Genomic DNA, 25297 nt, shown 5'->3' on the forward strand with positions numbered 1-25297 from the left:
TTTCAGATTTGATTCACTTGCCAATGGCCCGCAACACACGGTCCAGCGCCTGACCCTGCTCTGACGTGACCGTCGGCGCGTCCTTCACCAGATTGTAGTAAGCTGCCGGGTCGTACTGCTGCACCGGCAGGCGCAGATGCTGGGCTGTCAGCAAACCCATCGACGACAGGACAGAGTATGACGCGATGACCTCATCCGCTTGCGCAGAGATGGCGTTGGCTTGTGCGTCCAGCAATTCCTGTTCCGCATTCAGCACATCTAGCGTGGTGCGGGCGCCCAATGTCGCCTCTTCCCGGACACCGCGAAATGCAACCGTCGCCGCACGCGTCTGCTGGTCCGAGGCTTGACGCGACGCGCGCGCCACTTCGAGGAAGGAATAGGCATTGCCCACCCCTTGTTCGGTGTTGTGGTTGGTGATGTGCAGGTTGGCCCGTTCGGCATCACGCCGGGCCATGAACTGACGCACCTGCGCCGATAGACGTCCACCTTGATAAATTGGACCAGACAGATTGAGCCCGAATTCCCGCCCATAGTCGAGATCCTGGTTCACGCCAGCGCGCGCTGTGGCCGAAAGATTAGGGCCAAATGCTGTTTCGGCCCGGCGGATATTCAGCTCTGCCGCAGTCACAGCGTGACGGGCGCGCAAGACATTGGGGTGGTTGCGGATCGCAAAAGCCTTTGCATCTGCCAATGACCGCGATACCGGAGCGGGGCCAACCGGGCGAAGGTTGTTCGGCGCGCGGCCTACGGCCACGCGAAATTCCTCGATCGAACGGGCCAGGTTGCCTTGCGACGAGGCCAGAAGGCTTTTGGCAGAGGCAAGCCGCGCTTCCGCCAGCGACACATCCGTGCGGGTCACCTCGCCGACGTCAAACCGGTCCTGTGCCGCGCGCAATTCCTGGGTGATCACCCGCACATTGTTTTGCCGCAACGCCAGAAACTCTGAATCGCGGCGCACGTTCATGTAGGCTTCGATTGCGCGTAGCAGCACCTGCTGTTCGACGTTGCGCAACGACTGCCGGGTACCAAGCACCAGCTCTTTTTGGGCTTCAATCGCAAGCTGGTTGGCACCGCCATCATAAAGCGTCAGCGAACCGGAGATCGCCGCGTTCAGCGCAATCAAGTCGCTGCCCGGCGCGCGCGGTTCCTGCTGGGTCGCCGAGATCGACCAGTTGATCACCGGCATGGTGGCAGAGACGGCAATGGCTACATCTTCGTCTGCCGCGCGCAACAAGGCGCGGTTCTGCTGCAACAGGCCCGAATGCTCGTAAGCATGCACAAGCGCGTCATTCAGCGTTTCCGCCTTTGCAGGTGTCGCGATTGCAAGCCCGATCAGGGCAGCCATTGAAGTCAGCGTCGTGCGTAATGTCATTCCAGCCCTCAACTTGTCTCGCCCTACCCTCTACGTGGGGTGTCTATTCCCGGATCAAAGGGCAAAAGCCGCCTTCTTTTTGAAACCATCCAGAACAGGTGCGCCGGCATTGAACGAAAACCGCCAGTTCACGCGGCCGTCGGCTTTGTGGCCAATACGGACAACGCCCAATGCGCCTTCGGCAAAGATTGCACCGATGTGCCCGCCTTCGCGGAGTTGATCGGTGATCGTTTCCGGCACTTCTTCGACACCACCATTGATCAGGATCGTGTCATAGGGGCCTGATTTCGCGGCACCTTCCTCAAGAGGGCCAGAAATGACGGCCGCATTGTCAACATCATGTGCTGACAAAATCGCCTGAGCTTCGTCAGCACGGGGCTCATCATCTTCGACCCCCACAACGAATTCGGCCAGACGCGCCACAAGTGCTGTCGAATATCCCAACCCACAGCCCAGATCCATCACCACATGATCGGGCTGAATATTCAGTGCGTCCAACATCTTTGCCAAGGTGCGCGGATCCAACATGGTGCGGCCGCCGGGCAAAGTCAGGTTTTCACCGACATAAGCCGCCTCGCGCATTGCGTCGGGCACATAGGCCTCGCGCGGGATATCGAGCATCGCATCGATGATCGGAAATTTTGTTACATCAGAGGGTCGCACCTGCGTGTCGACCATCATTGTCCGTCGGGTTGTGTAGTCTGCCACGATCTAAACTCTTTCGTTCACATCTGTTGAAAGTGTGATGCCACAAAGGATTGCAGGCAGCAATGTTGGAATCCGGCCAAGTTGCCGTTTGCAGCCGCTTCTCGCGCTTGCGCGTCAGAAAGCCTTGGTATATCCGACGCTCACACCAGGACGGCGAGTTGGCGGAGTGGTGACGCAGCGGATTGCAAATCCGTGTACACCGGTTCGATTCCGGTACTCGCCTCCATTCTTTTCAAGCCTTGGCCGGGATTTCGCCGAAATGCGCGAAATTTGGATACGGACACTTGAAATCTTGTACTGAGCCTTCCTCGCTGTACCAACTCCTAACCAGAGCGGATGTGCGCGACAATAAGGTGGCGACCCGAACATTGCGGGCCATCAAAAAATCAAGAAACAGTTTTCGTCGGGACTATCCCCACATTGCTGCCGCTTATCGAACTCCAATGAAGGTATGGAGGTCGGACTTTTCCGACAATGGATTTTTCCGCTTCGCCACAGCGGCGTCAGTTTGCAATTGCAACGCCAGTGTTGAAATGCAGCGGCGTGGGTCACCAATCCGATCATTCGCTGGTCTGGATATCGTCCGGAAGGAAACTGCTCGCTCGCCTCAGGCTGATCTTATGCCTCAGGCGCGGGCTGATCTAGGTAGCGAACCCTCATAAATTCCTGCATGCGAGCGTGCAGCACTTGGGTATGTTCATGGGCCAGTTTGTCCGCCGTCTCTTCATCCTGTGCCTCGATCGCGTCAACCATGTGATGATGCGCAGGGCTGAGGTGGAATTCAGTGCCGTCTTGCCGAACCGAAGCATAATGGAAATGCAGAATGCGCCGGCCCTCGTCCAGCAGGCGTTCATAGGCCCGCGCGAGATAAATGTTCCCACCGGCATGTGCGATCAACATGTGGAAGGTTTTGTTGGCTTCCGACATCGCCAGCGGCTCCCCCTGTTTACAAAGTAGATCGTAGGCCTCTGCCGCGTTGCGCAGGGGCGCAATATCTTCGTCTTTGCGATGCACCGCCGCAAGCCGCGTGGTCGCGCGTTGCAAATAATCGATGGCTTCAATGAATCGCGGGAGCGTTGCTATGTCGAGCGGGGCAACGATCGTGGAGCGGTTAGAAAGCATGTGCACAAGCCCCTCTGCCGAGAGCCGGACGATGGCCTCGCGCACAGGAGAACGTGACATTTCGAATCGCTTTGCAATGCTGGTTTCATCCAAGGCTGACCCCGGTGCGAGTTTCAGCTCCAAGATCTCGTCACGTAGCTCTCGATAGACGCGTCGCGCGCCGTCGCCGCGTTTTGGCCCCTCTTTTCGGGAGGTTACGGTTGTATTTTGGCTCATCAAGCTCTCTGCGTTTGTCGAAAAAACAGGCATAGATCTGGGAAATATCCCAGCATGCTTTCCCATTTTGCACAATTGGTTTGACCTGTCGACTTTTTGTCGACTAGTCTCAACGAGAAACTTGTCGACATAATGTCGGCAAAAAGAAAAATGAACGAAACCGACATGGAGAGAAACATGAAATACCTATCTTATGCTGCCATCGCATTGGGTCTTGCTGCTGGAGCAGCCCAGGCGGAAAGTCGCCTCGACGCAGCACTTGAGCGTGGAAAACTGCTCTGCAGTGGGCACAACGGCAGCTTTCTGGGCTTTGCTGAAGTTGACGATGAAGGCAACTGGAAGGGCATGGACATTGACCTTTGCAAAGGTCTTGCCGCGTCACTATTTGGTCAATCCGAAGGCAATTTGGAGATTGTGCCAATTTCTTGGGCCCAGCGCTGGCCGTCCTTACAATCCGGCGACATTGATGTTGTGATCAAGCTGTCGGGCTGGACCCAAAGCCGCGATACTGAACTGAATTTGTCCTACTCGCTGCCCTATTTTGTAGGGGCCTTCCACGTGATGGCCCATGCCGATCTGGGCGCTGAAAGCGTTGCTGATCTGGATGGCGGCTCGATCTGCGTGTCCGCGGGCACATCGACAGAACGTGTTCTGGCGTCCTATCTGGAAGGCAACGGCATAGATGCCGAGGTCGTCGTTTTCGAAAGCGGCGACGAGGTGAAGACCGCCTATTTCAACCAGCGTTGTGATGGTTTGATCCTGTTCGCTCCGCCGCTGGCCGCGACCCGCGCTACGGCCGAAAACCCCGAAGCGCATGTGATCCTGCCCGATGTTCTGGGACTAGAACCAGAAGCGATCATCGTGCCCGAGGGTGACCCAAAGTGGCTGGACGTGCAAAATTGGATGCTGTCCTCGCTGTGGTTCGCAGAAATCAACGGCATCACCCAAGCCAACGTGGACGAGATCAAGGCGAACCCGGGTTCGGCTCAGATTGAGAAATTCCTTGGTGTGACCCCTGGTTATGGCGAACGCCTCGGCCTGTCCGACGATTGGGCGTACAACCTGATCAAAGAGGTCGGCAACTACGGTGAAATCTTTGAGCGCAACATTGCCGCACCCTACGCCCTGCCCCGCGGCATGAATGAACTCTACACCAACGGTGGCGTCTTCTATCCGCTGACCGTCGATTGATACGACCCAATTCCGGGGCCGAACCGGCCCCGGATCTTTCCCAGATAGGGCTTTCCCATGCTCGCTACTTTGAAGAACAAAACCGTCCGAGACAAGGCGGCGCAGTTCAGCTTTGTTTTTGTCTTATTGCTGCTGATCGTGGTCTTTGCGTTCACTGCGCGCAGCAATCTGCAAGCGCAAGGAATGACTGCGGGCTTCGACTTTCTGGAACGGGCCACCGGCTGGGGTGTCAGCTTTTCCCTGATCGAATTCAGCACATCTGACACCTATTTGAAGGTGATTTGGGTGGGCATTCTGAACTCCCTTTTCCTTGGGGTCATATCGCTGGCGCTCGCGACAGCAATAGGCATCGCCATCGGCATTATGCGGGTGTCGGGCAACAAAATGGCCGAACTGATTGGCACGGTCTACGTCGAAATCTTCCGCAACCTGCCGCTTCTGCTGCAAGCTTTCTTCTGGTACGCGATCCTGACGAACCTGCCGCGACCAAAGGATCTGGCTGACGCCTCTGGTCCTGTGTTTCTTACCGGACGCGGAATCTATATGCCGGGCCTGAACGTGACCGGTTTCTCTGTTTTTCTGATGTTTGTGGCTTTGACCTTTGCCTTTGGGCTATGGCTATGGCTGAAGTCGGCCCGCCGTTTTGCTCGAATGGATGTTGGACGTAAAACGAAGATTTCACGCGCGATCTGGCTTACTTGGTTAGTGTTGGCCGTTGTGTTCTTGTGGATTGGCCGTATCCCCGAAACTCCCCTTGTCAGCCAACCATATCTGAAAGGGCTGAATTTTCGCGAAGGCATTCGCGTTTCACCTGAATTGATGGCCTGTATCATCGGGATTTCGGTCTACGGGGGCGCTTACATCGGAGAAATCGTCCGTGCCGGTTTCAACGCGGTTGGCAAAGGACAGAGCGAAGCGGGCCATGCCCTTGGCCTGAGCACCTTTCAGACATTCGCCTACATCCGCCTGCCGCTGGCGGTCCGCGCGGTAATGCCAACACTCATCAACCAATATGTCTGGCTCTTCAAATCCACCACCATTGGGATTGCGGTCGGTTTTGTGGACTTCTTCATGGTCATCTCGACCTCAATCAACCAATCAGGTCAGACCCTCGAACTCATCGCCATCCTGATGGGCGGCTTCCTAATCATCAATTATTCCATGGCCTGGGTGCTTAATCGCGTGAACGACGCGATCAAGCTCAAAGGCAATCAACTAAGGACCTAAGCGATGGCCAAGACATATGCCAAGCCGACGCTAGGCAGCCGGCTGCGTGCTGACTATTTCTCTTCCCCGGTAAACACAGTTGTGACGCTGACCTTCGCGGCGCTCGTCGCGTGGGCGCTGTGGAACCTGATAAACTGGGGGATTCTGCACGCAACATTCAGCCAGACCAACAAAGAAAACTGCGGCCACGGCGCAGGAGGCGCCTGCTGGGCGGTAATCGATGCACGCTGGCGGTTGGTCTTGTTCGGGCTTTATCCCTTTGAAGAACAGTGGCGGTCTGCCATTGCCTGCATTGCCATTGTGATCACCGGTGCGCTGTCCTGTTTTCCGTGGTTCTGGAGCGGGCGACGCATCGCGACACTCTGGATCGTTGGCTTCGCAATCTTCTACTTCCTGATGCGTGGCGGTGTGTTCGGACTAACACCCGTGTTCGAGCAGAACTGGGGTGGGCTGTCGCTGACGATCTTTATTTTTGCAAGCACGACGCTTTTGGGCATGCCGTTGGCAATCGTCTTTGCCCTCCTGCGCCGTTCAGAGTTGCCTTGGATCGCCCGCACCATGGGATTGATTATTGATACGATCCGCTCTCTGCCGCTTTTGTCGATCATGTTCACCTTTGCCATCGTGCTGCCCTTTGTGCTGCCTGGCTGGTTGATCGGGGACAAGCTTTACCGGGTCATCGTCGGCTACTCGCTCTTCTTTGCGTGCTACCAGGCCGAGATAATCCGTGGTGGGATGCAGGCACTGCCCGCTGGTCAGGAAGAGGCCGCCAAGGCGCTTGGCATGGGGTATTGGCATCGCATTGGCTATATCGTCTTGCCGCAGGCTTTTCGAAACGCTTTGCCGCCGACAATCAACCAGTTGGTGATTACATTTAAAGAAACTTCGCTGGTCGTCATCATCGGATTCTTTGAGATTCTCGCGTCGGGCAATGCCGCTTACGGGAATGCCGACTGGAACTTTGCCCATGTCGAAGTCTACTGCTTTGTGGGCTTTCTTTACTTCATCTTCGTTTTTGCCCTGTCGCGCTATGGGGCCTATCTGGAACGCCGCATGGCCGTGGCAGAGCGCTAGGAGCATATCATGACTGGACAGAACGCAGTCCGCATTCAGGACATGGACAAATACTATGGGACGTTTCACGCCCTCAAAGGGATCAATCTGAACGTCGCCAAAGGTGAGAAAATCGTTGTCTGCGGCCCGTCAGGGTCCGGCAAATCCACCTTGATCCGCTGCATCAACAAGCTCGAAGATTATCAAGCGGGTTCTATCAACGTGCTCGGCACGGAACTTGATGACAACCTTGATAATATCGACGAAGTCCGACGCGAGACAGGCATGGTGTTTCAACACTTCAACCTGTTCCCGCATATGACGATCCTTGAAAATTGCATCCTCGCCCCGACATTGGTGCGCAAACAGCCGCGCGCCGAGGCAGAGGCCGTGGCGATGGAATACCTCACCAAAGTGAAAATCCCCGAACAGGCTGACAAATATCCCGGCCAGCTGTCCGGCGGGCAGCAACAGCGTGTGGCCATCGCCCGCGCGCTTTGCATGAAGCCCGAAATCATGCTGTTTGATGAACCCACCTCGGCGCTGGACCCCGAGATGATCTCGGAGGTGCTGGACGTGATGACAAGTCTTGCCGGAGATGGCATGACGATGGTCTGCGTCACACACGAAATGGGCTTTGCCCGGCAGGTCGCTGACCGGGTGATCTTTATGGCCGATGGCGAGATCGTCGAAGAGGCTGAACCAAACACATTCTTTGACGCACCAAAACAAGAGCGTACAAAAGCCTTCCTAAGCCAAATTCTAGGACACTAATCGATGAGTAAAATGGACAGTCATTCCACCCATGACGCTGAACAGGACGCGCGGAACGAAAACATCCTGATCCATGTAAACGGAGAGCTCGTGCCCAAGGCCGAAGCGGTGGTGTCCGTTTACGACAGCGGCTTCATGCTGGGCGATGGAATGTGGGAAGGCCTGCGTTTGTATAACGGCAAATGGGCGTTCTTTGATGAACATATGGATCGGCTGTTCAATTCGTTGAAGTCCGTGTCGATCGACATCGGCATGGGCCCCGATGACATTCTGAAAATCCTGAATGACACAGCCGAAGCCAACGGGATGAAAAGCGACGCCCATTGCCGGCTGATGATCACCCGCGGCCGCAAGGCCAAGCCGTTCCAGCACCCAAACCTATCGCGGTTTGGCTCAACTATCGTGGCCATCGTAGAACATTCCAAGCCCGCAAGCAGTTTGCAGGCCAAAGGTATCCGCCTGGCCACCGTGCCGCAGGTGCGGGGCCTGCCAATGAGCCAGGATGCGAAATACAACTCCCACTCCAAACTCAACTGTGTGATTGGATGCCTTCAGGCCGAACAGGCCGGTGCCGACGAGGCGCTGATGTTGGATCCACATGGTTTTGTGAACACCACCAATGCCTGTAACTTTTTCATCGTGCGCCGGGGCGAGGTTTGGACCTCGACAGGCGATTACTGCATGAACGGTGTGACACGGCAAAAGGTGATTGATCTGTGCCGTGCCAATGGCATTCCGGTTTTTGAAAAGAACTATTCTCTTTACGAAGCCTATGGCGCTGATGAAGCCTTTCTGACTGGCACCTTCGGGGCGCAGACACCCGTGGCCGAGATTGACGGCAAAACGATTGGCACGGGCGAGCGCAACATGACGCAACGTATTCGTGACCTTTACAAGGCGCTCGTCCGTGAAAATACGGGGCGCTCCTGAAGAAGAGAACCGCACAATGGCGCTGGCCCTGTGCATTAACACGGGTAGTGGAATGGTCCTTGCTCAATCAATTGAAGATAACGATCTGAATCAAGAATTGGACCGCAGGCGAAACCTAAAGAATGGCAAAGAGTTGGGCGACCACACATTTCGTGTGATCGCCCAACCAAATTTCATCGCAATCAAGGGTTACTTGACGGGAGCAAGGCCTGAGTAGCGGAAAGCTTCTGCTTCCAGGGCGTCGATTTCGTCACCAGACATCCCCTTGTGCGCAATCACCATGCGGCCAAGGAAAACCAGAGGCAACTCATCTGTCCGCCCTTCCAAAACAGCTTTGACGGATTCAGCGGCAGCTGCACCAATGTCATCAGACATACGCATCGGTGTCGCATCCAGCGTCCCATCGCGGATTGCGTCAAGCTCTAGCGATGTTCCGCCCCAGGCCGTCGTATAGAATTCCTCGGTCTTGCCTGATGCGATTTGAGCCTCGACCGCGCCGATCCCCATAGCAGTGTTCGCCGTGTGGACCACCTCAACTTCGGGGAAGGCTGTCATGATCTGCTCCATCGCAGTGTAGCCTTTCTCGCGGTTGAAATCAGCGTATTGCTCTGCGACGCGTTCCCAGTTTCCAGTCTCTTCAACGCATTCGGCAAAAGTTTCCGAGCGTAGGTTGTCAATCGACCCCGGAATACCCCGGATCAAAGCGTAAGAAAGATCGGAGCCAAGATCTGCGACCATGAAGTCGCAAATGGCTTTGGCGCCTGACGGGGAATCGAAATTGAACCACGTGACCGGCTGGGTTGTAAGATCTTTCAACGGCGTGTGGTTGCCCCAGATCATGGTTGTGAACCCTTCGGTATCAACGAGACGCTGGATATTGTCACCTTGCGCCATCAACTCTGACGGCGCGTACATGACGAAATCCCAGATGTCTTCGTCATTCACGACCTGTGCCACGAACTGGTTCTGGAGTTCCCCTTCGTTCATCCGCGTGGCGAACTCTGTCGTTTCATAAAGGATGCCAAGCTCGTCGAGCCGCGTCGTAAACGCGATGTAATTGCGGTTAAAGAAATCAGAGGTGTCGGCTGACGGGTAGATCAGTGCAATCTGAACTGGATCCGTCATCTCTGTTGCCAGTTTGACCGGCGGTGCCGCAATGGCCTCCTGCAAGGCCGCCAGCGCCTCTGGTCGCGTCACCTGCTCTGGTCGCCAGACCTCACGCTCATCATCGTCTGGTAGCGTGAAAAGTGGCAAGTCTTGAGCCATGAGCGGCGCGGATAGTCCCAAACACAGCACCGATGTCACCGTCATTGCGTGAAAAGTTTTCATTTTTTCCTCCCTAAAAAGTCGTTGGTTCGTTTCTTGGTGGTCGTTTTTCTTGGACGGTTTCGTTAGGTCGTCACGCCCCCTGGCAGGGCTGCGCCCAGAAGGAACAACGCGGCAAGTGCAGCGATCAGCCCACCCAGGAATTTGAGAATGGATAGGTTCTGGCGTGATCCGATTTTCGCCCAGATGTTGCCCGCGACGTCTTTGTCTTTCGACTGAAGCCACGAATAGGCGGCTACAGAGACGACAATCACGATGCCAGCAGCGACGGATTGCCAGAAGAACTCAATGCGCAAGATGATGGTGGCATTGGTAATCATGGCGAGCAAAATCACACCGCAGAACGCACCCAGCATGGAGGCACGCCCGCCGAACAGGGAGGTCCCCCCAACCACAACCGCGGCAATTACATGTAGGTTCAGGAAACTGGCCGACGTGGCCTGAATGGAGTTCAGCTTGCCCGCCAGCATCACGCCGCCCAATCCAGCCAAAGCCCCCATCAGGGAATAGGCATAAACACGTTGCCGATCGACGGCGATGCCCGCCATCTCTGCAGCTTCAGGGTCGGAACCGATCCCAAGAGCGTATCGGCCAAAAAAGGTGCGCGTCAGAACGAAGTATCCGGCAACTATGGTGACGATCCCGATCAGAACTGGGACGGGCAAGAAACCCTCGATACGACCACGCCCGATGATTTTGATGATCTCGGGGAACTTTGCCAACACGAGGCCCTTGGCGAGCACAAGTGCAATCCCGCGGTAGATAAGGTCCATCGCCATGGTCCCGATCAAGTCGGGAACATTCAATTTGGTGACAACTATGCCATTGATCGCACCAAGCGTCGCGCCAATCGTGATGGCAATCAAAATGCCGACGTAGGGCGAAAACCCGTATTGTTTGATCATGAAGGCCATGATCAACGCGCTCAAGGCCGCGATTGAGCCAATGGACAGATCAATACCGCGCTGCGCGATGACAAATGTCATCCCAACTGCCATTGGCATGAACATGGCGGCTTCCATCAAAACGATCTCAAAGTTCGAAAGACGGAAGAAGCGCGCTGGCTCGACGATCAACATGAACGTCATCAGCATTGCGATCATCAAGATAGGGCCAAGGATGGACACGTATGGGCCAATACGCTCCATAAACGATTGTTGCCCTGGCACCTGAACGTCTGCGGTCGAGTCCATCATGCCACTTCCTTCTTTTCCTGTGCCCCGACAATCATTCCGAGCACTTCTTCGTTGGTCGTTTCCGACACATTTAAGGTTCCGACCTTCCGTCCACGGCGCATGACCTGAATGCGGTCCGCGACCTCGAAAACGTCGTCAAGCGAATGGGAAATCAGCAAGATTGCGAGACCTTGATCACGCAGGTTGCAGATCAGTTTCAGGGTTCGGGCGGTCTCTTGCGGACCAAGTGCCGCTGTCGGTTCGTCCATGACGAGCACACGCAAATCACCGTGGTAGATAGCGCGTGCGATCGCCACAGCCTGTTTCTGCCCCCCCGACAAGCTCTCGGTCGGGGCGTCCATGTCTGGGAGTTTGGTGCCGAACCGCTCAAACAGCACACGACTGGCCTCAGATTTCATCCGCGCGTTATCAAGAAAAGGAATGCCCAGAACAGACTTCGTCAGCTCATTGCCAAAAAAGATATTGGCCGCTGGTGTCAGGTCGCCTGCAATCGCCAGAGTTTGATACACTGCATCAATCCCCAACTGGATCGCATCGTCACGCCCGTTCAGAGATACCTCTTTGCCATCAATATTAATCCGACCGGCTGATGGGCGCAAAACTCCGGTGAGGATCTTGATCAACGTCGACTTACCCGCGCCGTTATCCCCCACGATCGCCAGCACCTCGCCCGCGCGGGCATCCAGGTCCACATTGTTCAACGCCACCGCACCACCGAAGCGTTTGGTGATCCCCCGCATCTGGACGAGCGCGTCCCCTTGGGACGATGGATTATCTGTCGAAGATGTCGTCATGAGGTTCTCCAGCCTTTCTTTCGCTCTGCGCGAATTGATTTTGAGTATGTCTAATTGTTGATTAAATTGTCAACAATTTTAGCGACGACTTTAAACCGTATCATTTTCCCAGTCTTTTCAACGCATAACATGCCCTGCGCACCATTCCCGAATGGCGTCTGACGTGCGCTGCGCCTCTTCGAGGAGAACAAAATGCCCTGCATTCGGGATAATCGCCTGCGTTCCGTCAGGCGCTGCCGCCACGATCTCTGCCCCCATTTGCGTGGACGTAAGCGCATCTTGCGCGCCATTTATCATCAACAAAGGTGCATCGAAGCGCGCCACATCGGCCAAGGACGATGGCCTTCCAATGGCAAGCTCTATCTGATCAGCGAACGTTGAGCAGGGTGTCTTGCAGGCCATATCCATGACCAATTTCTTGATCTCAGGACGCGCGGTCTTCGGGGCCGCAACGTAGAGGGGCCAAAGGTGTGTCTCTACAAATTCATGCGGCCCTAGTTGCGCGAACCGGCTGACCATCTCCCGTCGCACGGGCGCCATTTCCGGCGCATCTGCATGCGCTGTCGTACTGATCAAAACCAAACCGATGCACCGCTCAGGATACCGGCGCATGATCTCCATCACGACCTGGCAGCCAAGCGAGAACCCGACGACTTGGAAATTGGGGGCCATGCCCACCACAGCTTCATCTGCCAGCGCAGCCAATGACGCGCAGTCCAATCGCGGTACAACCCGCACTCCCCCCGACACCGTGGTGTCCAACGCCATAATGACGGGATCGAATACCCGCGCGTCACACAACGTCCCCGGCACGAACAGCCATGTCGGCGCGTCGTGACCCGGTAATGTCATCCAGCATCCGCCGCACGGCTGTGACGAACTGCATCCGACATACCCTGCGTCGCCAAAGCGAAATCATTGCCAGGGGTCACCATTGCAAACCCCTCTGCGATCCGCTGGCGGGCCATCTGCGGGCTGCTGCAAAAGATGCCAACAGGCACGCCCGCAACCGTCGCGCGATGCAGAATATGGGAAATGGCCTCGCTCGTTTTGCTGGGGCCATTCTCTGCGCCCGGTGCCTCTCCAAGCGCGAGGGCAAGGTCATTTGGGCCAATATATATCATATCAACCCCCGTAACGGAGAGGATGTCATCAATGTTTGATAGCCCCTCGGCCGTTTCAATCATTGGAATAACAAGGATTTCTTCGTTGGCATGTTGGAAATAATCTGCGCCGCCATAAAGCTTGCCGCGTGCCGGACCAAAGGACCGGGTGCCGACAGGCGCATAGCGGCAGGCCGATACGAGCGCCGCAGCATCCTCTTTGTTGGACACCATGGGACAAACGACACCATAGGCACCCGCGTCCAAAAGGTGCATGATGCCCTCCGGTTCATTGGACGGAGATCGAACAATCGGCACCGCCGGTGTCGACGAAATGGCTTGCAGCATATGCACCGCGAACTCGAACCCAAGCATCCCATGCTGAAGGTCAACTGCGACACAATCATAACCTTGGTGCCCAGCCCCTTCGGCAAGATAGGCGGATGGAATCGAAAGCCATCCACATACGATTGGGTCTTGCGCCGCAATCATGTCTTTCAGCTTATTTTTGCGCATGGACCAATATCCCAACTTCCATTCTGATGCGTTTTAGGTGCCGATTGACGACCCAAGGAAATCCGACATCAGGCCGCGGTAAGCGCTGATGAAACGTCATACCCATGCTTTTGAGCAAGGGCGCTGATCTCAGCCCTCAGGGACGCTGGAACAGGCAAGCCGTCCTTCAGACGCGCAATCATCGTTTCGTGTTCGAGCTCTCCCGGAAGCAACATACGCCCGCCCTTTGCAGACATCGGTGAGGCTTTGATGGTTTTGTGCATGTCGGCCATGCGCGCCTCTAATTGGTCCCGACCCAGAAAGGCGTCAGGATCAATGACGATGAACATGTGGCATGTTTCACTTGGCTCGTCGGGATTGGCGTACATACTCTTGATGCCAAATTGATAGGCGCCACCTGTTAATACTCCGCACAGAATATCGACCATCAACGACAGGCCGAACCCCTTGTGACCACCCAGCGGCAACAAGAACCCTTCAAACCCCACAAATGGATCATCCGTCGGCTCGCCATCACGGTCAGTCGCCCAGCCAAACGGAATTTTTTCGCCCTTTTCTTGGGCCAGAAGGAGTTTCCCACCGGCGACCGCGGACATCGAAATGTCAAGGATCATAGGGAATTCTCCACCGGTGGGCGCGCCAAAAGCCAGCGGGTTGTTTCCGGTTATCGGTTTGGCCCCACCCGGAACAACGAGGTTCGGAATGACATTTGTCATCGCCAGCGCGATCATGCCCGCTTCCGTGGCTTGCTTGATATACAAACCCGCAGCGCCAAAATGGTTTGAGTTACGCACAGCGACAGCGCCGATCCCATTGTTTTGGGCCAGCTCAATTGCGCGATCCGTCGCACGATGCCCTACCACATATCCAAGACCCGCATCCCCATCCCAAACCTCGAAGCTGCCGCGCCCGCCAAGGCACTTGACGTCAGGATGAGTGTTGACTGACCCGTCGGAGATCCGTTGCGCATAAATCGGTAGTCGCAGCAAACCATGGCTGTCGACACCCCAAAGGTTGGTCTGTACCAAATCTTGGGAACAGGTTTCCGCGTCCGACGACGACAGCCCCAAGTGGGAAAGGAATCCAGTCAGAAAATCTGTAAGCTCAGCGGCTGGGATTTTGATATTCTCTGACATCTCTTGCGTCCTTCTACTTGGAAAACATCGGCAGCGACTTCGCGCTCACCATGACGGACGCAAAGACACAGGGCGCGTTCGAGCGGTTGTGCCACGTGTGGGCTGTCCCCCGCTGGATGAGCACGTCGCCAGCCTTCAACAAGGTCTCGGCATCGTCTGTTACGGCAATGACCTCCCCGGACAGGATGATGTTGTAGTCAACCGTTTCATTGCGGTGCATTGTCGGGTCTTGCGCCCCTTCAACTTGAATATCTGGGGCCGAGATTGCGGCGAAATCGTCATCAACCGCTTCGGCGCGCTGCACATCATCTGGAAGAAGCTCAACGATCCGAAACCGCGTCCCCCCTTCTGGCGGATGGTGCGTAATTGGGCGCGCGCCGGCGTCTTCTGTTCCGGCATTCGACGCCAAGGGTCCGTCCGTTTCCCAAAGCTCATAGAACGTGAGCGCCCGACCGGGCTGTTCGGCAATTTGGCTGGGTGGCCCATCATGCAGAATATAGGACCGCCCGTCTTCTGAATTGGCCGTTACAACCCGTTTAAACTGCAGCGGCATGACGTCACCTTTCTGGCCAAAAGCTCTTTGCGTCATTATTGTTGACAATTTTCTCGACAATTGTAAAGCTCCTTTCTGAAAGACCCCTCAAGGGCTCACCCAGGGAGGGAAAATGCTCAACGGAATCTCACAGCGAATGGATGCTGGCAGCTTGTTCGCAAGTCGGCCGCGCAATGCCATGACCGCGCGTGTAGCCGGGGCTAGTTCCTTTCATATCGCCGCTGCAGCAACCGATCTCATCGCTTTATGTCCGGCGACAATTGCGAAGGAACCGACCTGTCCCGGTGGCGATGTCAGGCTCGGCATCCAACCAATCAAACATTCCATTCAAGGCACCACCCAAAAAGCTTGGGCCTACGATATGATACGCCTTGCAGCCGAAAAGCCGGACGGAAAAGGATTGGGTGTTTTTGATCTTTGCCGCTGCGATGAATGCTCTGACATGAACAGCAAAGAAGCCCTTGGAATCATGAGAAAATTCCCCGACCCTCGGGCCATCCTGGCTCAAACATCCCAAAGGGCGTCATGAACAACCCAATGAGACGTATGCCTATCACAGCGTCGCCCGACCAAAGCCTTTCCCGAACGCACTTACACCGACATACCAACTCAAGAGGAACACCAAACGATGCTGACATATTACATCACCGAAGAAGTCACACGCGAAGCAATGATGACCATCGATGAAGCCCCAGAACGCGCCAAAGGCGTTGTCGCCTTTGCAAAGTCTATGGGGGTCACAGTTGAAGAGTTTTTCTTTTGCACAGCCCACTTTGACTTCATTATGAAAGTGACCGCCGAAAGCGAAGAAGCTGTCGCTGCGTTTTGTATGGCCGTGCGTCGAACCGGCAATGTAACAGCCAAGATGACCCGCGCCTACACGCCCGAAGATTGGGGCGACATCGTAGGCCGCCTTCCCTAATCCACTAGAGCACGAAGCGGTGCCGCGGACGAATTTTCGCACCATTGCTATCGGCGCCGTGGCGCAGGTCAAATTGCTCCCGATACCGATCAATCCGCGCCAAATCGAAATGGGCGCGGATTTGGTCCACCAAGGCACCTTGATCCGACCCTGACATTGCATCGATGATGCCTTCGTGCTGCGTGATCACATTCTCCATGAGGTCCGGATTGCCGAACTTCATCGCCGTAATCGGATGTGTTCGCATTGCGTAATCCTCAATTGCTGCGGCAAGCGCCGCATTCCCGCAATGCGCATACTGAGCCCGGTGAAACTCTGTATTGAGGTGAAGAACCTCACGATATTGGGCCGCGCGGGTCGCCGCACTATGGCGTGATTGTATTTCTCGCATATTTTCAATGATCGCGACTGGTGCTGGCAAGACCATCAGCTTGATCGCATGGGTTTCCAGCAATTGCCGAATTTCAAAGAGGTCCGCGACTTCCTTTGGATGCGGTTCGCGCACAAACACGCCCCGATTGGGAATGCGCTCAATAAAGCTCAGTTCTTCAAGATGACTAAAGGCTTGCCGCAACACATGCCGTTTTGTCCCATAGCGCTCCACCAACTGTTCTTCTCCCAGCTTGGCGCCAAAAGAGAAGGTTCCAACGACAATGTCCTCATAAAGCTGCGAGAGGACCGTCTGCGAAGTGGTGGTCATTTTCCTGCCCAGTTTTCTGCTTGTGACCAACACTTGTGTTGGCACCTCCATTCCTGCAGCACTATTGTATTTGTCACGACAATTGTCGACACGATCGTTCCGTCAATGTGGCAAATGCGGATTGCTCAGGGGGCTTGGACCATCATAGTCGTACGCCGCCTATCACGTCGCTCAGCCAATGGTGGAGACGGCTGAGACCGCTTTCGCAGACCTAGCGGCTTGTCGCAAAGGGCTTGGAATAGTCGCACGGCCCACGCCCAAAGGTCGTCAATCAATCCAACGGTTATTCCGCTTCATGGTTCACAATGAAATCACTCGGCAGCTCTGGCCCCCAAAGGTAAATCGAATCCTCTGGCGGGTAATCCCCGCTGTCCCAGTCACAATCCAGTGGAATATAGTCGATATCTGACGAGTACTCGGAATAGCTGCCCCATGGATCCCTGACGTAGTGGAAGTAATTCGACCCAAGAACGTGCCGGCCAAGCCCCCACCCGTCACTGTATCCTTTGTCTGCCATCTGCATGGCCCCTTTTCCGATATCGTTGATCGAAGGGACATCCCATGAACAGTGATGCAACCCCGGTGCCGATGACTTAGCAAAGGCAACCAAGTGGTGATCTGACCCGTGGATACCATGCATGAAACAAATGCCGTCGCCGGACCGATCCGAAAGCCGCAAACCCAAAACGCGGGCATAAAACTGGATTGCTTTGGGGACATCGGCGGTAAAGATCAGGACATGCGCAAGGCGGTGGGGTCGCACCTGCGCAACTTTGGAACGCTGCATCGATCCCATCGTGCCGGGCGTTGCACTCAGCATAGAGAACTCTGACTTCGCGTCGGGGGACGATTTCTCGGCGACCTTGACCTCGATCGTGACCCCATTGTGATCCCGAAACCATATCCCGTTGCTATCAAAGCCCTGCGGCGGGTCCATCAGCTTCACACCCTCGGCTTCTGCACGGAGTTTGATCGGTTCAAAATCCTCTTCAAAGACGCCGAAACTCAGAAAATTCAGCTTCTTACGGGCCCCTTCGTTCAGAGAAGCCCAGCGTTGTTCTGATCCGAAGGTGTAAAGGCCAAGCCCATTCCCCTCTTCGCGCACGTCCAGACCAAAAGACGTATAAAACTCCTCAGCCACCTTAAGGTCAGGCACCGCCATGTTGAATGTGTCCATGGAATGCACACCCAGTTCACCGGGGCGTTTGTTCACGCCGATCTTTCCACCAATTGCAGTCAAGTTTCTGTCCTTTCATGATTGAGGATCAAACGTCGCTGGATCGGGAACAACACGAGACCAGATCGCTGTTGCAAGAGCCCCCAAATGCCCTGCCTTGCAAAGACCATCACCGCGACCCCGGCAAGCCCAAGGGCGACCAGATACCATGTGCCAAAGTCCGCAAGCAGAGCGCGCAAAACAAAGAAGACCATAACACCGATAATGGGGCCCTCGATCGTGCCGATGCCACCAATAACCACGACAAAGATCACAAACGCCGTCCAGTCGGTGACGCTAAAGGCTGAGTCTGGGGAAATCCGAGCCTTTTGCAGAAAGATCAAGGCGCCAACAATTCCCGTTCCGAAGGCCGCGATCAGATAGGTCATCCACTTCATCGCAACGGCGTTGATGCCAACAGATTTGGCGGCATCTACATTGTCGCGCACCGCGCTCAGGCCCAATCCTATGCGTTTACGCAGCATCACATAGACAACCGCGATAAAGATCACCGCCATCGCCAAGGCAATCCAATAAAGCAGGATATCGCGCGCGGCCGAGGCACTTACGCCAAAGACGGTTTGGATCCATTCCGTCCCGGCCATATTGCGTACCACGTCGCGTGGCAGCGATGTTCCCGTGCCCCCGCCCAATGCCTTCCATTGGGACACCAGCAAACGGATCACCTCGGCGATGACCCATGAACCGATGGCAAAATATGCACCATCCAGCCGAAACAGGAAGAACCCGCTTGGAATGGCAATCACCAATGCGGCCAGTCCCCCAATCAGGATCGCGAATAAAGGGTCAATGCCCGCCAAACTTACGCTTGCAAAAAGCGTATAGGCCCCAAGACCCACAAAGGCCTGCTGTCCAACAGAGACAAGCCCTCCGTACCCTGCGAGCAGGTTCCAGCACTGTGCGAGCGACAGCAAAGTGAGGATCAGAAACATATCCTTGATCATGCCGCGCGACGCAAATGCAGGCAGCAAGATCGCTAGGATTACGACACATACCGCAAGCGCCACAAAAGTGCGGCTTGTACGGGTTGAAGTTTGAATGCGCATCGAAGTCATCATTATTTCGGCAAGAGTCCTTTTGGTCGAATGAGAAGCACCAGCAAGAACGCCAGGTGGCCGGACAAAATCTGCCATTCAGGATTTATGGCTGCGCCCAGTGTTTGCGCCACGCCGATTATGACCCCGCCTAACAAGGTGCCCCAAAGGCTACCAAGGCCGCCGATAATCACAGCCTCAAAAGCATAAAGCAGGCGTGCTGGGCCGATTGTGGGGTCAAAGTTGGCGCGCATGCCAAGGTAGAGCGCCGCAATTGTGACAACGACCAACGCCAGCCCCGTCGCAATGGCAAAGATGTTGTTGGGTTTCACGCCCATCAGTTGGGCCGTTGTGGGGTCATCAGCAACAGCCCGGAAAGCGCGTCCAATGACCGTGTGGTAGAACACCCAGTTTAGCACAACGATGACGACAATCGCGGATCCGAATGTCATCAAAGGCAACACTCCAACTGTCGACACCCCGATATCCAAGGATTGCGTTTCAAGCGCCCCACCGGGAATGCGTTTGCTATCCGCAGAAAAGGTTTCCTGCATGAGGTTTTGCAAAACAACGGACAAGCCGAATGTCACCAGCAACGGCGGCAGAATATCGGTGCCCAGCACGCGGTTCAAAACACCACGTTGCAACACCCACCCTGCCACAAACATCACGGGCGCCGCGATCAATGCGGCAAGAAATGGGTTCAACCCCAGAACCGTCACGCCCATCAGAATAATGTAGCCCGCACAAATGATCAGATCACCATGGGCAAGGTTTACAAGGCGCATTATCCCGAAGATCAGGGACAGCCCCGCGGCAAATAGCGCATAAAGCCCGCCCAAAAGAACGCCTTGGACAATGGTATCGACCCACATCATATGACGGCTCCGAAATATGCGTTGTTGATGTCCTCTCGGCTGAGCTTGTCAGGCGGCCCCTCTAGCGAAATGCGCCCCTCGATCATGCAATAGACATAGGATGCGATTGACGTCGCCAGGGTGACGTCCTGTTCCACCACGATGGCGCAAGTTTCGTTCGAGAGTATCTTTGGCATCGCGGCATAGATTTCTTTGACGACAATGGGTGCAAGGCCAAGGCTGATCTCGTCAAACAGGATCAGATCGGGGTTGGACATCAAAGCGCGGCCAATGGCGACCATCTGTTGCTGCCCACCCGACAATGCGGTTGCCGGCCGACTGCGGAACTCCTTCAGGATGGGAAACAACTGGTAGATGCTCGCCAGGTTCCATGGCCCATTCCCTTGCTGTTTGTCGGCCCCGATCAAAAGGTTTTCTTCGACGGAAAGCGACGGAAACAACCTGCGCCCCTCAGGCACCATGGCAATTCCGCGCCGCATAATCACATCGGCGGGCAGATCACCGATCGACTGCCCGCGAAACTGGACCTGCGCCGGTGCGTTTTTCAAAACACCCGCAATCGAGCGCATCAATGTCGTTTTGCCAGCACCATTGGCGCCGATAATCGCCACGATCTGGCCCGGCTTGACCGTGATATCAACGCCAAAAAGCGCGCGAAAATCACCGTAACTGGCCTCAAGTCCCGCTGTTTTCAGCATCACGCATCAATCCCCAGATAGATTTCGCGCACCGCGGCGCTGGCCATGATCTCTTCAGGGTCGCCATGGCCAATCACCTTACCAAAATCCAGCACCAGCAGCTCTTCGACGACAGCGGTCAGGGCGTGCAAAACGTGTTCAATCCAGATGATGGTAGTTCCGGTTGCGTGCACGGTGCGAATGGTGTCGATCAATGCCGCACATTCGCCTTCTGTCAGCCCGCCCGCAATTTCATCCAGCAACAACAAATCAGGATCCGTTGCCATCGCCCGGGCCATCTCAAGGCGCTTGCGATGTAGCAACGACAGCCCCCCCGCCGCATCGTTGGCGACGGGCAAAAGCTCTGTCGCTTCAAGAATCTGAAAGCACCTTTCGGCAACGTCCTGCTCTGGCAGGTTGCGCCCAAAAGAGGCCGCCGCGAGGAGGTTTTCAAAGACGGTTAACGACCCAAAGGGCTGCGGAATTTGAAAGCTGCGCCCAATGCCTGCCCGCACTCTTTGACTGGGCGGCCAAGTCGTGACGTCCCGGTCCTTGAAAACGACAGTTCCACTGTCGGCGCGGATGTTGCCGTTGATCAGGTTGAACAGAGTCGATTTGCCTGCCCCGTTCGGGCCAATGACGCCAAGCGCCTGGCCCTTGGGCACATCAAAGCAGATGCCATTGGCTACGGTGAGCGCGCCAAATGACTTCTTCACATCGCAAAGCTGTAGAATTGGCATGGCGCGCCCTCTTTTTTGTCTTTAGCCCAGCGCTTCCAGAACTCCACCTTTTGGGACTTCCGGCGCTTGGCTGTTTTCGACAACGACAAGATCGAAAGACCCATCTTCAGAACGGCGCCATTGACCGCCCGTCAGTTTGGATTTCGTGACGTTGGCTTGCGCAAATGGCGGCACACCGACCCCGTTCCATTCGATATCTCCGATCACGGATGACAGTTTCGTCGCGGCAATCGCCTGCGCGGTTGCTTCGCCATCACCAACAGATGCTGTGCGCCCCATGACATCAGCCGCCATTTCAAACAGCGAATGCACAAAGCCAATCGGCTGGGTCCACGATCGACCCGTCTGGGCCGTATATGCCGCCGCCAGATCCGCAGCAGATTGCCCCGAAACGGAAGAAGAGAACGGATGTGTGGGTGTCCACCACACCTCAGACGATAGGTTGTGCCCCGCATCGCCCAAGGCTTCGACGGTTGGCGGGAACAGGATCGCCTTGGCGACCGTGACAATCTTGGGGGCAAAGCCCTGCTGTTTGGATTGGTTCCAGAACGTCGTGAAATCCGGTGGAATAATGACCCCAGTTACAATGTCCGATCCGTCCGCCTTAAAGGCGTTGATCTGTGCCGAAAAATCATCCGTAAGGTTCTGGAAACGTCCCGGATCCAACAGGCTGAAACCCGCGGCGTCAAACCCCGGCCGCACGCCAATGTTGGGATCCCCCCAAGCGTTGCCATCCGCATCATTTGGAAACAAACCACCGACACGTTTGTTCGTTTCAAGCTGGTTCCACATGGATGTGAAGACCGAAATGATATCTTCCAGCCCCCAGAAATAGTGAAACGAAAAGTCGAACGGCGTCCAAGAGCCCGGATCGCCGGGGTTGCCTTGTTGGCCAATAAACCAGGGCTGCCATGGCGCCAAAGTCGAGATACACGCGACGCCTTCCAACTCACAGGTTGTGGTAACCGGGTTGGTCGTTTCAGGCGTTGAGCCGACCAACATCAGGTCAACTTCGTCTTCCACGATCAATTCCTGCGCCACCTCAGCCGCGCGGTTGGGATTGGATTGGCTGTCTTTGACAATTACTTCAAAATCTTGTCCCGCATTGCTGCCCAAGAACAGATTGATATTGAAATCATCACTTTCCGAGAACGCGGCCAACGGCCCCGTTTGCGGGCTGACATAGCCCAACTTGATCTTGGTGCCCCTCGCGATCGCAGGGGCTGCCAATAGCGTGGTAGCCGCAGCCGTGGTTTTAAGCAGATTGCGCCGTGTAATCATTAATTTTCCTCCCTGTTTCCCCGGAACGCCGGGGCTATCTGGCCAGTATGTGGCCGATGATCTCCCCAAGTATTTCCCTGGCATTTTCTGGCATTCCGGCTGATCGCCATCCGACGTAACCGTCTGGCCGCACAAGAACGCAGCCCTCCTCTGAGATCTCGCTGGCGTGATACCAATCTGCGAAAATGTCATAGGCGTCGCAGCCTTCCGGCCCGATCGTGAGAGCCTCAATACCCACGGCCTTTGCAGCCTCGATCCAGACCTCTCCGCCGATGCCGGTCAAAAGGGTGAACTGGCCTTTACCCGCAAGATCCTTGGAAGAGACCTTCTCGCCATTCCTGTTCAGCCAAACATGCGGCAAGCGTGCGCCCGGCCATGTCGTCGCGTGGTAATAAAGTTCCGGGTCGCGTGTGTACTCAGGCTCGGGTGATCCATCGCTAACCACGGCATGCGAGCGATAGCGATTGTTCAGCTCGACACCGTGGCAGTTGAATTCATAATTCTTCTGACGGATCGCCTTATAAAGGCTCTCGCGTCGTGAAGCGCCTTGCGCGGTCGCATCTTTGCGGCTTTCGATGGCGGCAGTCGGATCATCAGAGCCGATCAGACCAAGCGCTTCAAAGATTGGTGGATAGTCACCGATAGACTTGTTGGCCCGCTTGACGATCTTTTCGGCAACAGGCGCACGCTCATCCTGGTAACTGTTCAACAAAGCCTTACCTGCCTGCCCCTTGAGCACCGCAGCCAGTTTCCAAGCCAAATTCTGCGCATCCTGGATAGAAGTGTTAGAGCCGAGCCCATTCAAAGGCGGGTGGCGGTGGATCGCATCACCCATGCAGAACACGCGACCTTTCGAAATTTGCGTCGCCCACATTTCATTGACGGTCCAGGTCGATGTAGACCGCACCTTTACATCAATCGTATCGTCACCAACCAATTGATGGACGATTTTGATGGCCTCCTCCTCGGACAGCTTCATTTCCCCTTCGGAAATGTCGTAACCCCAGATCGCCAGCCATTCATTCCATGGGCGCACCATGCGGATCACCCCTGCGCCAATGCCACCGATCTGGGCGCCAGGTTGCAGGATCCAATACAGAACCGATGGGCGATGCGCGGCATATTTGGACAGATCGGCATCGAACAGAATGTTCATAGAGCCCGACAGCCCCATTTCGCCATCCAGCGGCAAGCCAAGGTCGTCAACAACCTTTGAGCGCGCACCGTCCGCGCCGATCATATACTTCGCACGGATTTCAAAAGTCTCGCCATTCAGGCGATCCTTGATCGTGGCGGTGACACCGTCCTCATCCTGCACCAGTGACACATATTCACTATTGAACATGATCTTACTGCCGCGCTGGCCGGCGCATTCCAAGAGCATTGGTTCAAGATAGGTTTGTGGAAGGTCACACATGCTGCATGGGCTGGCGAGGTCATAATCCGCCTTTCGTGCAGGATGATTGCCCCAAGAAAGAACCCGACCAAACTCTTCCCCTGCCAGTGAATAACAAAAGGTATTGTTGGCCATCTCGCCCTGACCCGTGGCATGTTTCAGCGCGGCACCTTCAATGCCAAGGTCGCGAAACACCTCCATCGTGGCTTGGTTGGTGATATGGGCGCGCGGTGTGTCCGCCAGCCAGCCGTATTTTTCGACCACGATATTCGAAACACCGTAGGTCGAAAGCAAAGCCGCCGATGACAATCCGGCTGGGCCGGAACCGATAATCAGCACCTCTGTTTCAAATCGTGCCATGGGCTAGACCTCCACCACGGGATTGCGTAGCAGGCCGATCCCCTCGACCTCTACTTCGCAAACGTCGCCCTGTTGCATCAGAACTTTCGGATCACGTGCCCAACCGATCCCAGCGGGCGTTCCCGAAACAATAATGTCTCCCGCCTCTAGGGTGATGGCCTCAGAAATGATGTGGATGCAGTCCGCGACCGAAAAGATCATGTCCGAGGTCGTCGCACTTTGCATCACCTCACCGTTAAGGCGGGTTTCGATCTTAAGGCCCGTGCCACCCGATGGCAGTTCATCGGCCGTGACAAATGCCGGACCGAATGCCCCTGTGTCGTCAAAGTTTTTGCCGACCGTCCATTGCGGCGCCTTGAACTGATATTCGCGCACCGACCCGTCGTTGAATACCGAATAACCCGCGACGTGGCTAAGGGCATCAGCCTTGGAAATGCTGCGCCCCGGTTTACCGATGACGGCCACCATCTCTCCTTCAAAGTCGAAAGAGTTTGAAAAGGATGGCTTTACCAAGGATTGCCCATGGCCAATCAACGACGTCGAAAAGCGATTGAACAACGTTGGATAGTCCGGCTGTTCATACTTACTTTCGATGGTGTGGTCGGCGTAGTTCAAACCAACGCAAATGATCTTGCCCGGCCGCTGCAGGGGCGGAAGATAAGTGATTAACTCAACGTCCACCTCTGGCGCAGGCGAAAGGGCCTTTGCCAGTGCCTCGATCTGATCGGCCTGCAACGCAGCTTCAAGCGTCGAAAACGGCAGCTCACCAACTGGCAACCCCCGAAGCACGCCATCCTGCTCAAGCCCGAGCCCAACCGCATTGCCAAGTTCATACCTAACGAATCTCACGTCATT

At 55.5% G+C, this 25297-nt stretch carries 26 protein-coding genes and 1 tRNA gene; 8 read left to right on the top strand and 19 right to left on the bottom strand.

Annotation, left to right across the window (positions count from 1 at the left end; translation table 11 throughout):
* Positions 1–13: 13 nt before the first annotated feature.
* Both AB3Y40_RS12540 and AB3Y40_RS12545 read right to left on the bottom strand, forming a co-directional pair.
* Positions 14–1372 (bottom strand): TolC family outer membrane protein, encoded by a 1359-nt coding sequence (locus tag AB3Y40_RS12540; RefSeq protein ID WP_369439126.1) that lies wholly within the window; start codon positions 1370–1372, stop codon positions 14–16.
* Positions 1373–1426: 54 nt separating this feature from the next.
* Positions 1427–2080 carry a protein-L-isoaspartate O-methyltransferase family protein gene (locus tag AB3Y40_RS12545; RefSeq protein WP_369439127.1) on the bottom strand — a complete coding sequence of 218 codons (654 nt, stop codon included), beginning with the start codon at positions 2078–2080 and terminating at the stop codon, positions 1427–1429.
* A 152-nt stretch (positions 2081–2232) separates the two neighbouring features.
* Here AB3Y40_RS12545 and AB3Y40_RS12550 point away from each other — a divergent pair.
* Positions 2233–2306 (top strand) — tRNA-Cys (locus AB3Y40_RS12550).
* 392 nt (positions 2307–2698) lie between these two features.
* Here the strand turns inward: AB3Y40_RS12550 and AB3Y40_RS12555 are convergent.
* Positions 2699–3418 (bottom strand): GntR family transcriptional regulator, encoded by a 720-nt coding sequence (locus AB3Y40_RS12555; RefSeq protein ID WP_369439128.1) that lies wholly within the window; start codon positions 3416–3418, stop codon positions 2699–2701.
* Between the two features lie 177 nt (positions 3419–3595).
* Here AB3Y40_RS12555 and AB3Y40_RS12560 point away from each other — a divergent pair, with 177 nt between their 5' ends.
* Genes AB3Y40_RS12560 through AB3Y40_RS12580 form a run of 5 tightly spaced genes read left to right on the top strand, consistent with a single transcriptional unit; the run spans position 3596 to position 8593 of the window.
* Positions 3596–4609, top strand: coding sequence for a transporter substrate-binding domain-containing protein (locus AB3Y40_RS12560; protein ID WP_369439129.1), 1014 nt, complete (start codon positions 3596–3598; stop codon positions 4607–4609).
* A 57-nt stretch (positions 4610–4666) separates the two neighbouring features.
* Positions 4667–5836 carry an amino acid ABC transporter permease gene (locus AB3Y40_RS12565; RefSeq protein ID WP_369439130.1) on the top strand — a complete coding sequence of 390 codons (1170 nt, stop codon included), beginning with the start codon at positions 4667–4669 and terminating at the stop codon, positions 5834–5836.
* A 3-nt stretch (positions 5837–5839) separates the two neighbouring features.
* The gene (locus AB3Y40_RS12570) at positions 5840–6910 is read left to right on the top strand and encodes an amino acid ABC transporter permease (protein WP_369439131.1); all 1071 of its coding nucleotides are present in this window, start codon (positions 5840–5842) and stop codon (positions 6908–6910) included.
* A 9-nt stretch (positions 6911–6919) separates the two neighbouring features.
* Positions 6920–7663, top strand: a complete 744-nt coding sequence (locus AB3Y40_RS12575) for an amino acid ABC transporter ATP-binding protein (protein ID WP_369439132.1) — start codon at positions 6920–6922, stop codon at positions 7661–7663.
* Positions 7664–7675: 12 nt separating this feature from the next.
* Positions 7676–8593 (top strand): aminotransferase class IV, encoded by a 918-nt coding sequence (locus AB3Y40_RS12580; RefSeq protein ID WP_369439647.1) that lies wholly within the window; start codon positions 7676–7678, stop codon positions 8591–8593.
* A gap of 189 nt (positions 8594–8782) precedes the next feature.
* Here the strand turns inward: AB3Y40_RS12580 and AB3Y40_RS12585 are convergent, their stop codons facing one another.
* The 7 genes from AB3Y40_RS12585 to AB3Y40_RS12615 form a co-directional block, all read right to left on the bottom strand.
* On the bottom strand, positions 8783–9922 hold the full coding sequence (locus AB3Y40_RS12585) for a substrate-binding domain-containing protein (RefSeq protein WP_369439133.1): 1140 nt from the start codon (positions 9920–9922) through the stop codon (positions 8783–8785).
* 62 nt (positions 9923–9984) lie between these two features.
* Positions 9985–11115, bottom strand: coding sequence for an ABC transporter permease (locus AB3Y40_RS12590; RefSeq protein ID WP_369439134.1), 1131 nt, complete (start codon positions 11113–11115; stop codon positions 9985–9987).
* Positions 11112–11909, bottom strand: a complete 798-nt coding sequence (locus AB3Y40_RS12595) for an ATP-binding cassette domain-containing protein (RefSeq protein WP_369439135.1) — start codon at positions 11907–11909, stop codon at positions 11112–11114. Before AB3Y40_RS12595 ends, AB3Y40_RS12590 begins: the two co-directional genes overlap by 4 nt.
* Positions 11910–12026: 117 nt before the next feature.
* Complete coding sequence (locus AB3Y40_RS12600; protein ID WP_369439136.1) at positions 12027–12761, bottom strand: alpha/beta fold hydrolase; 735 nt, start codon at positions 12759–12761, stop codon at positions 12027–12029.
* Positions 12758–13528, bottom strand: coding sequence for an HpcH/HpaI aldolase family protein (locus AB3Y40_RS12605; protein WP_369439137.1), 771 nt, complete (start codon positions 13526–13528; stop codon positions 12758–12760). Before AB3Y40_RS12605 ends, AB3Y40_RS12600 begins: the two co-directional genes overlap by 4 nt.
* Positions 13529–13596: 68 nt before the next feature.
* The gene (locus tag AB3Y40_RS12610; RefSeq protein ID WP_369439138.1) at positions 13597–14664 is read right to left on the bottom strand and encodes an Ldh family oxidoreductase; all 1068 of its coding nucleotides are present in this window, start codon (positions 14662–14664) and stop codon (positions 13597–13599) included.
* Between the two features lie 13 nt (positions 14665–14677).
* Positions 14678–15217: a cupin domain-containing protein gene (locus AB3Y40_RS12615; RefSeq protein ID WP_369439139.1), complete on the bottom strand. Its 540-nt coding sequence runs from the start codon at positions 15215–15217 to the stop codon at positions 14678–14680.
* Between the two features lie 112 nt (positions 15218–15329).
* Here AB3Y40_RS12615 and AB3Y40_RS12620 point away from each other — a divergent pair, with 112 nt between their 5' ends.
* On the top strand, positions 15330–15746 hold the full coding sequence (locus AB3Y40_RS12620) for a type 1 periplasmic-binding domain-containing protein (protein WP_369439140.1): 417 nt from the start codon (positions 15330–15332) through the stop codon (positions 15744–15746).
* Between the two features lie 99 nt (positions 15747–15845).
* Complete coding sequence (locus AB3Y40_RS12625; RefSeq protein ID WP_369439141.1) at positions 15846–16139, top strand: GYD domain-containing protein; 294 nt, start codon at positions 15846–15848, stop codon at positions 16137–16139.
* 4 nt (positions 16140–16143) lie between these two features.
* On the opposite strand, the gene AB3Y40_RS12630 is transcribed toward AB3Y40_RS12625, so the two are convergent.
* The 9 genes from AB3Y40_RS12630 to AB3Y40_RS12670 form a co-directional block, all read right to left on the bottom strand.
* Positions 16144–16839 (bottom strand): GntR family transcriptional regulator, encoded by a 696-nt coding sequence (locus AB3Y40_RS12630; RefSeq protein WP_369439142.1) that lies wholly within the window; start codon positions 16837–16839, stop codon positions 16144–16146.
* A 283-nt stretch (positions 16840–17122) separates the two neighbouring features.
* The gene (locus AB3Y40_RS12635; RefSeq protein ID WP_369439143.1) at positions 17123–18079 is read right to left on the bottom strand and encodes a VOC family protein; all 957 of its coding nucleotides are present in this window, start codon (positions 18077–18079) and stop codon (positions 17123–17125) included.
* Positions 18076–19134 (bottom strand): branched-chain amino acid ABC transporter permease, encoded by a 1059-nt coding sequence (locus tag AB3Y40_RS12640; protein WP_369439144.1) that lies wholly within the window; start codon positions 19132–19134, stop codon positions 18076–18078. The genes AB3Y40_RS12635 and AB3Y40_RS12640 overlap by 4 nt, the downstream gene beginning before the upstream one ends.
* Positions 19134–19988, bottom strand: coding sequence for a branched-chain amino acid ABC transporter permease (locus AB3Y40_RS12645; RefSeq protein WP_369439145.1), 855 nt, complete (start codon positions 19986–19988; stop codon positions 19134–19136). Before AB3Y40_RS12645 ends, AB3Y40_RS12640 begins: the two co-directional genes overlap by 1 nt.
* On the bottom strand, positions 19985–20686 hold the full coding sequence (locus AB3Y40_RS12650) for an ABC transporter ATP-binding protein (RefSeq protein WP_369439648.1): 702 nt from the start codon (positions 20684–20686) through the stop codon (positions 19985–19987). The genes AB3Y40_RS12645 and AB3Y40_RS12650 overlap by 4 nt, the downstream gene beginning before the upstream one ends.
* Entirely contained in the window at positions 20686–21405 is a 720-nt protein-coding gene (locus AB3Y40_RS12655; RefSeq protein WP_369439146.1) for an ABC transporter ATP-binding protein, read from the bottom strand. The genes AB3Y40_RS12650 and AB3Y40_RS12655 overlap by 1 nt, the downstream gene beginning before the upstream one ends.
* 21 nt (positions 21406–21426) lie before the next feature.
* Positions 21427–22686 carry an ABC transporter substrate-binding protein gene (locus tag AB3Y40_RS12660; RefSeq protein ID WP_369439147.1) on the bottom strand — a complete coding sequence of 420 codons (1260 nt, stop codon included), beginning with the start codon at positions 22684–22686 and terminating at the stop codon, positions 21427–21429.
* 34 nt (positions 22687–22720) lie between these two features.
* A complete protein-coding gene (locus AB3Y40_RS12665; protein ID WP_369439148.1) occupies positions 22721–24442 on the bottom strand; it encodes an FAD-dependent oxidoreductase in 1722 nt (573 codons plus the stop codon).
* 3 nt (positions 24443–24445) lie between these two features.
* Positions 24446–25291 (bottom strand): fumarylacetoacetate hydrolase family protein, encoded by an 846-nt coding sequence (locus AB3Y40_RS12670; RefSeq protein WP_369439149.1) that lies wholly within the window; start codon positions 25289–25291, stop codon positions 24446–24448.
* Positions 25292–25297 lie beyond the last annotated feature (6 nt).

Source organism: Yoonia sp. R2331 (assembly GCF_041103235.1).
Classification (GTDB): Bacteria; Pseudomonadota; Alphaproteobacteria; order Rhodobacterales; family Rhodobacteraceae; genus CANMYO01.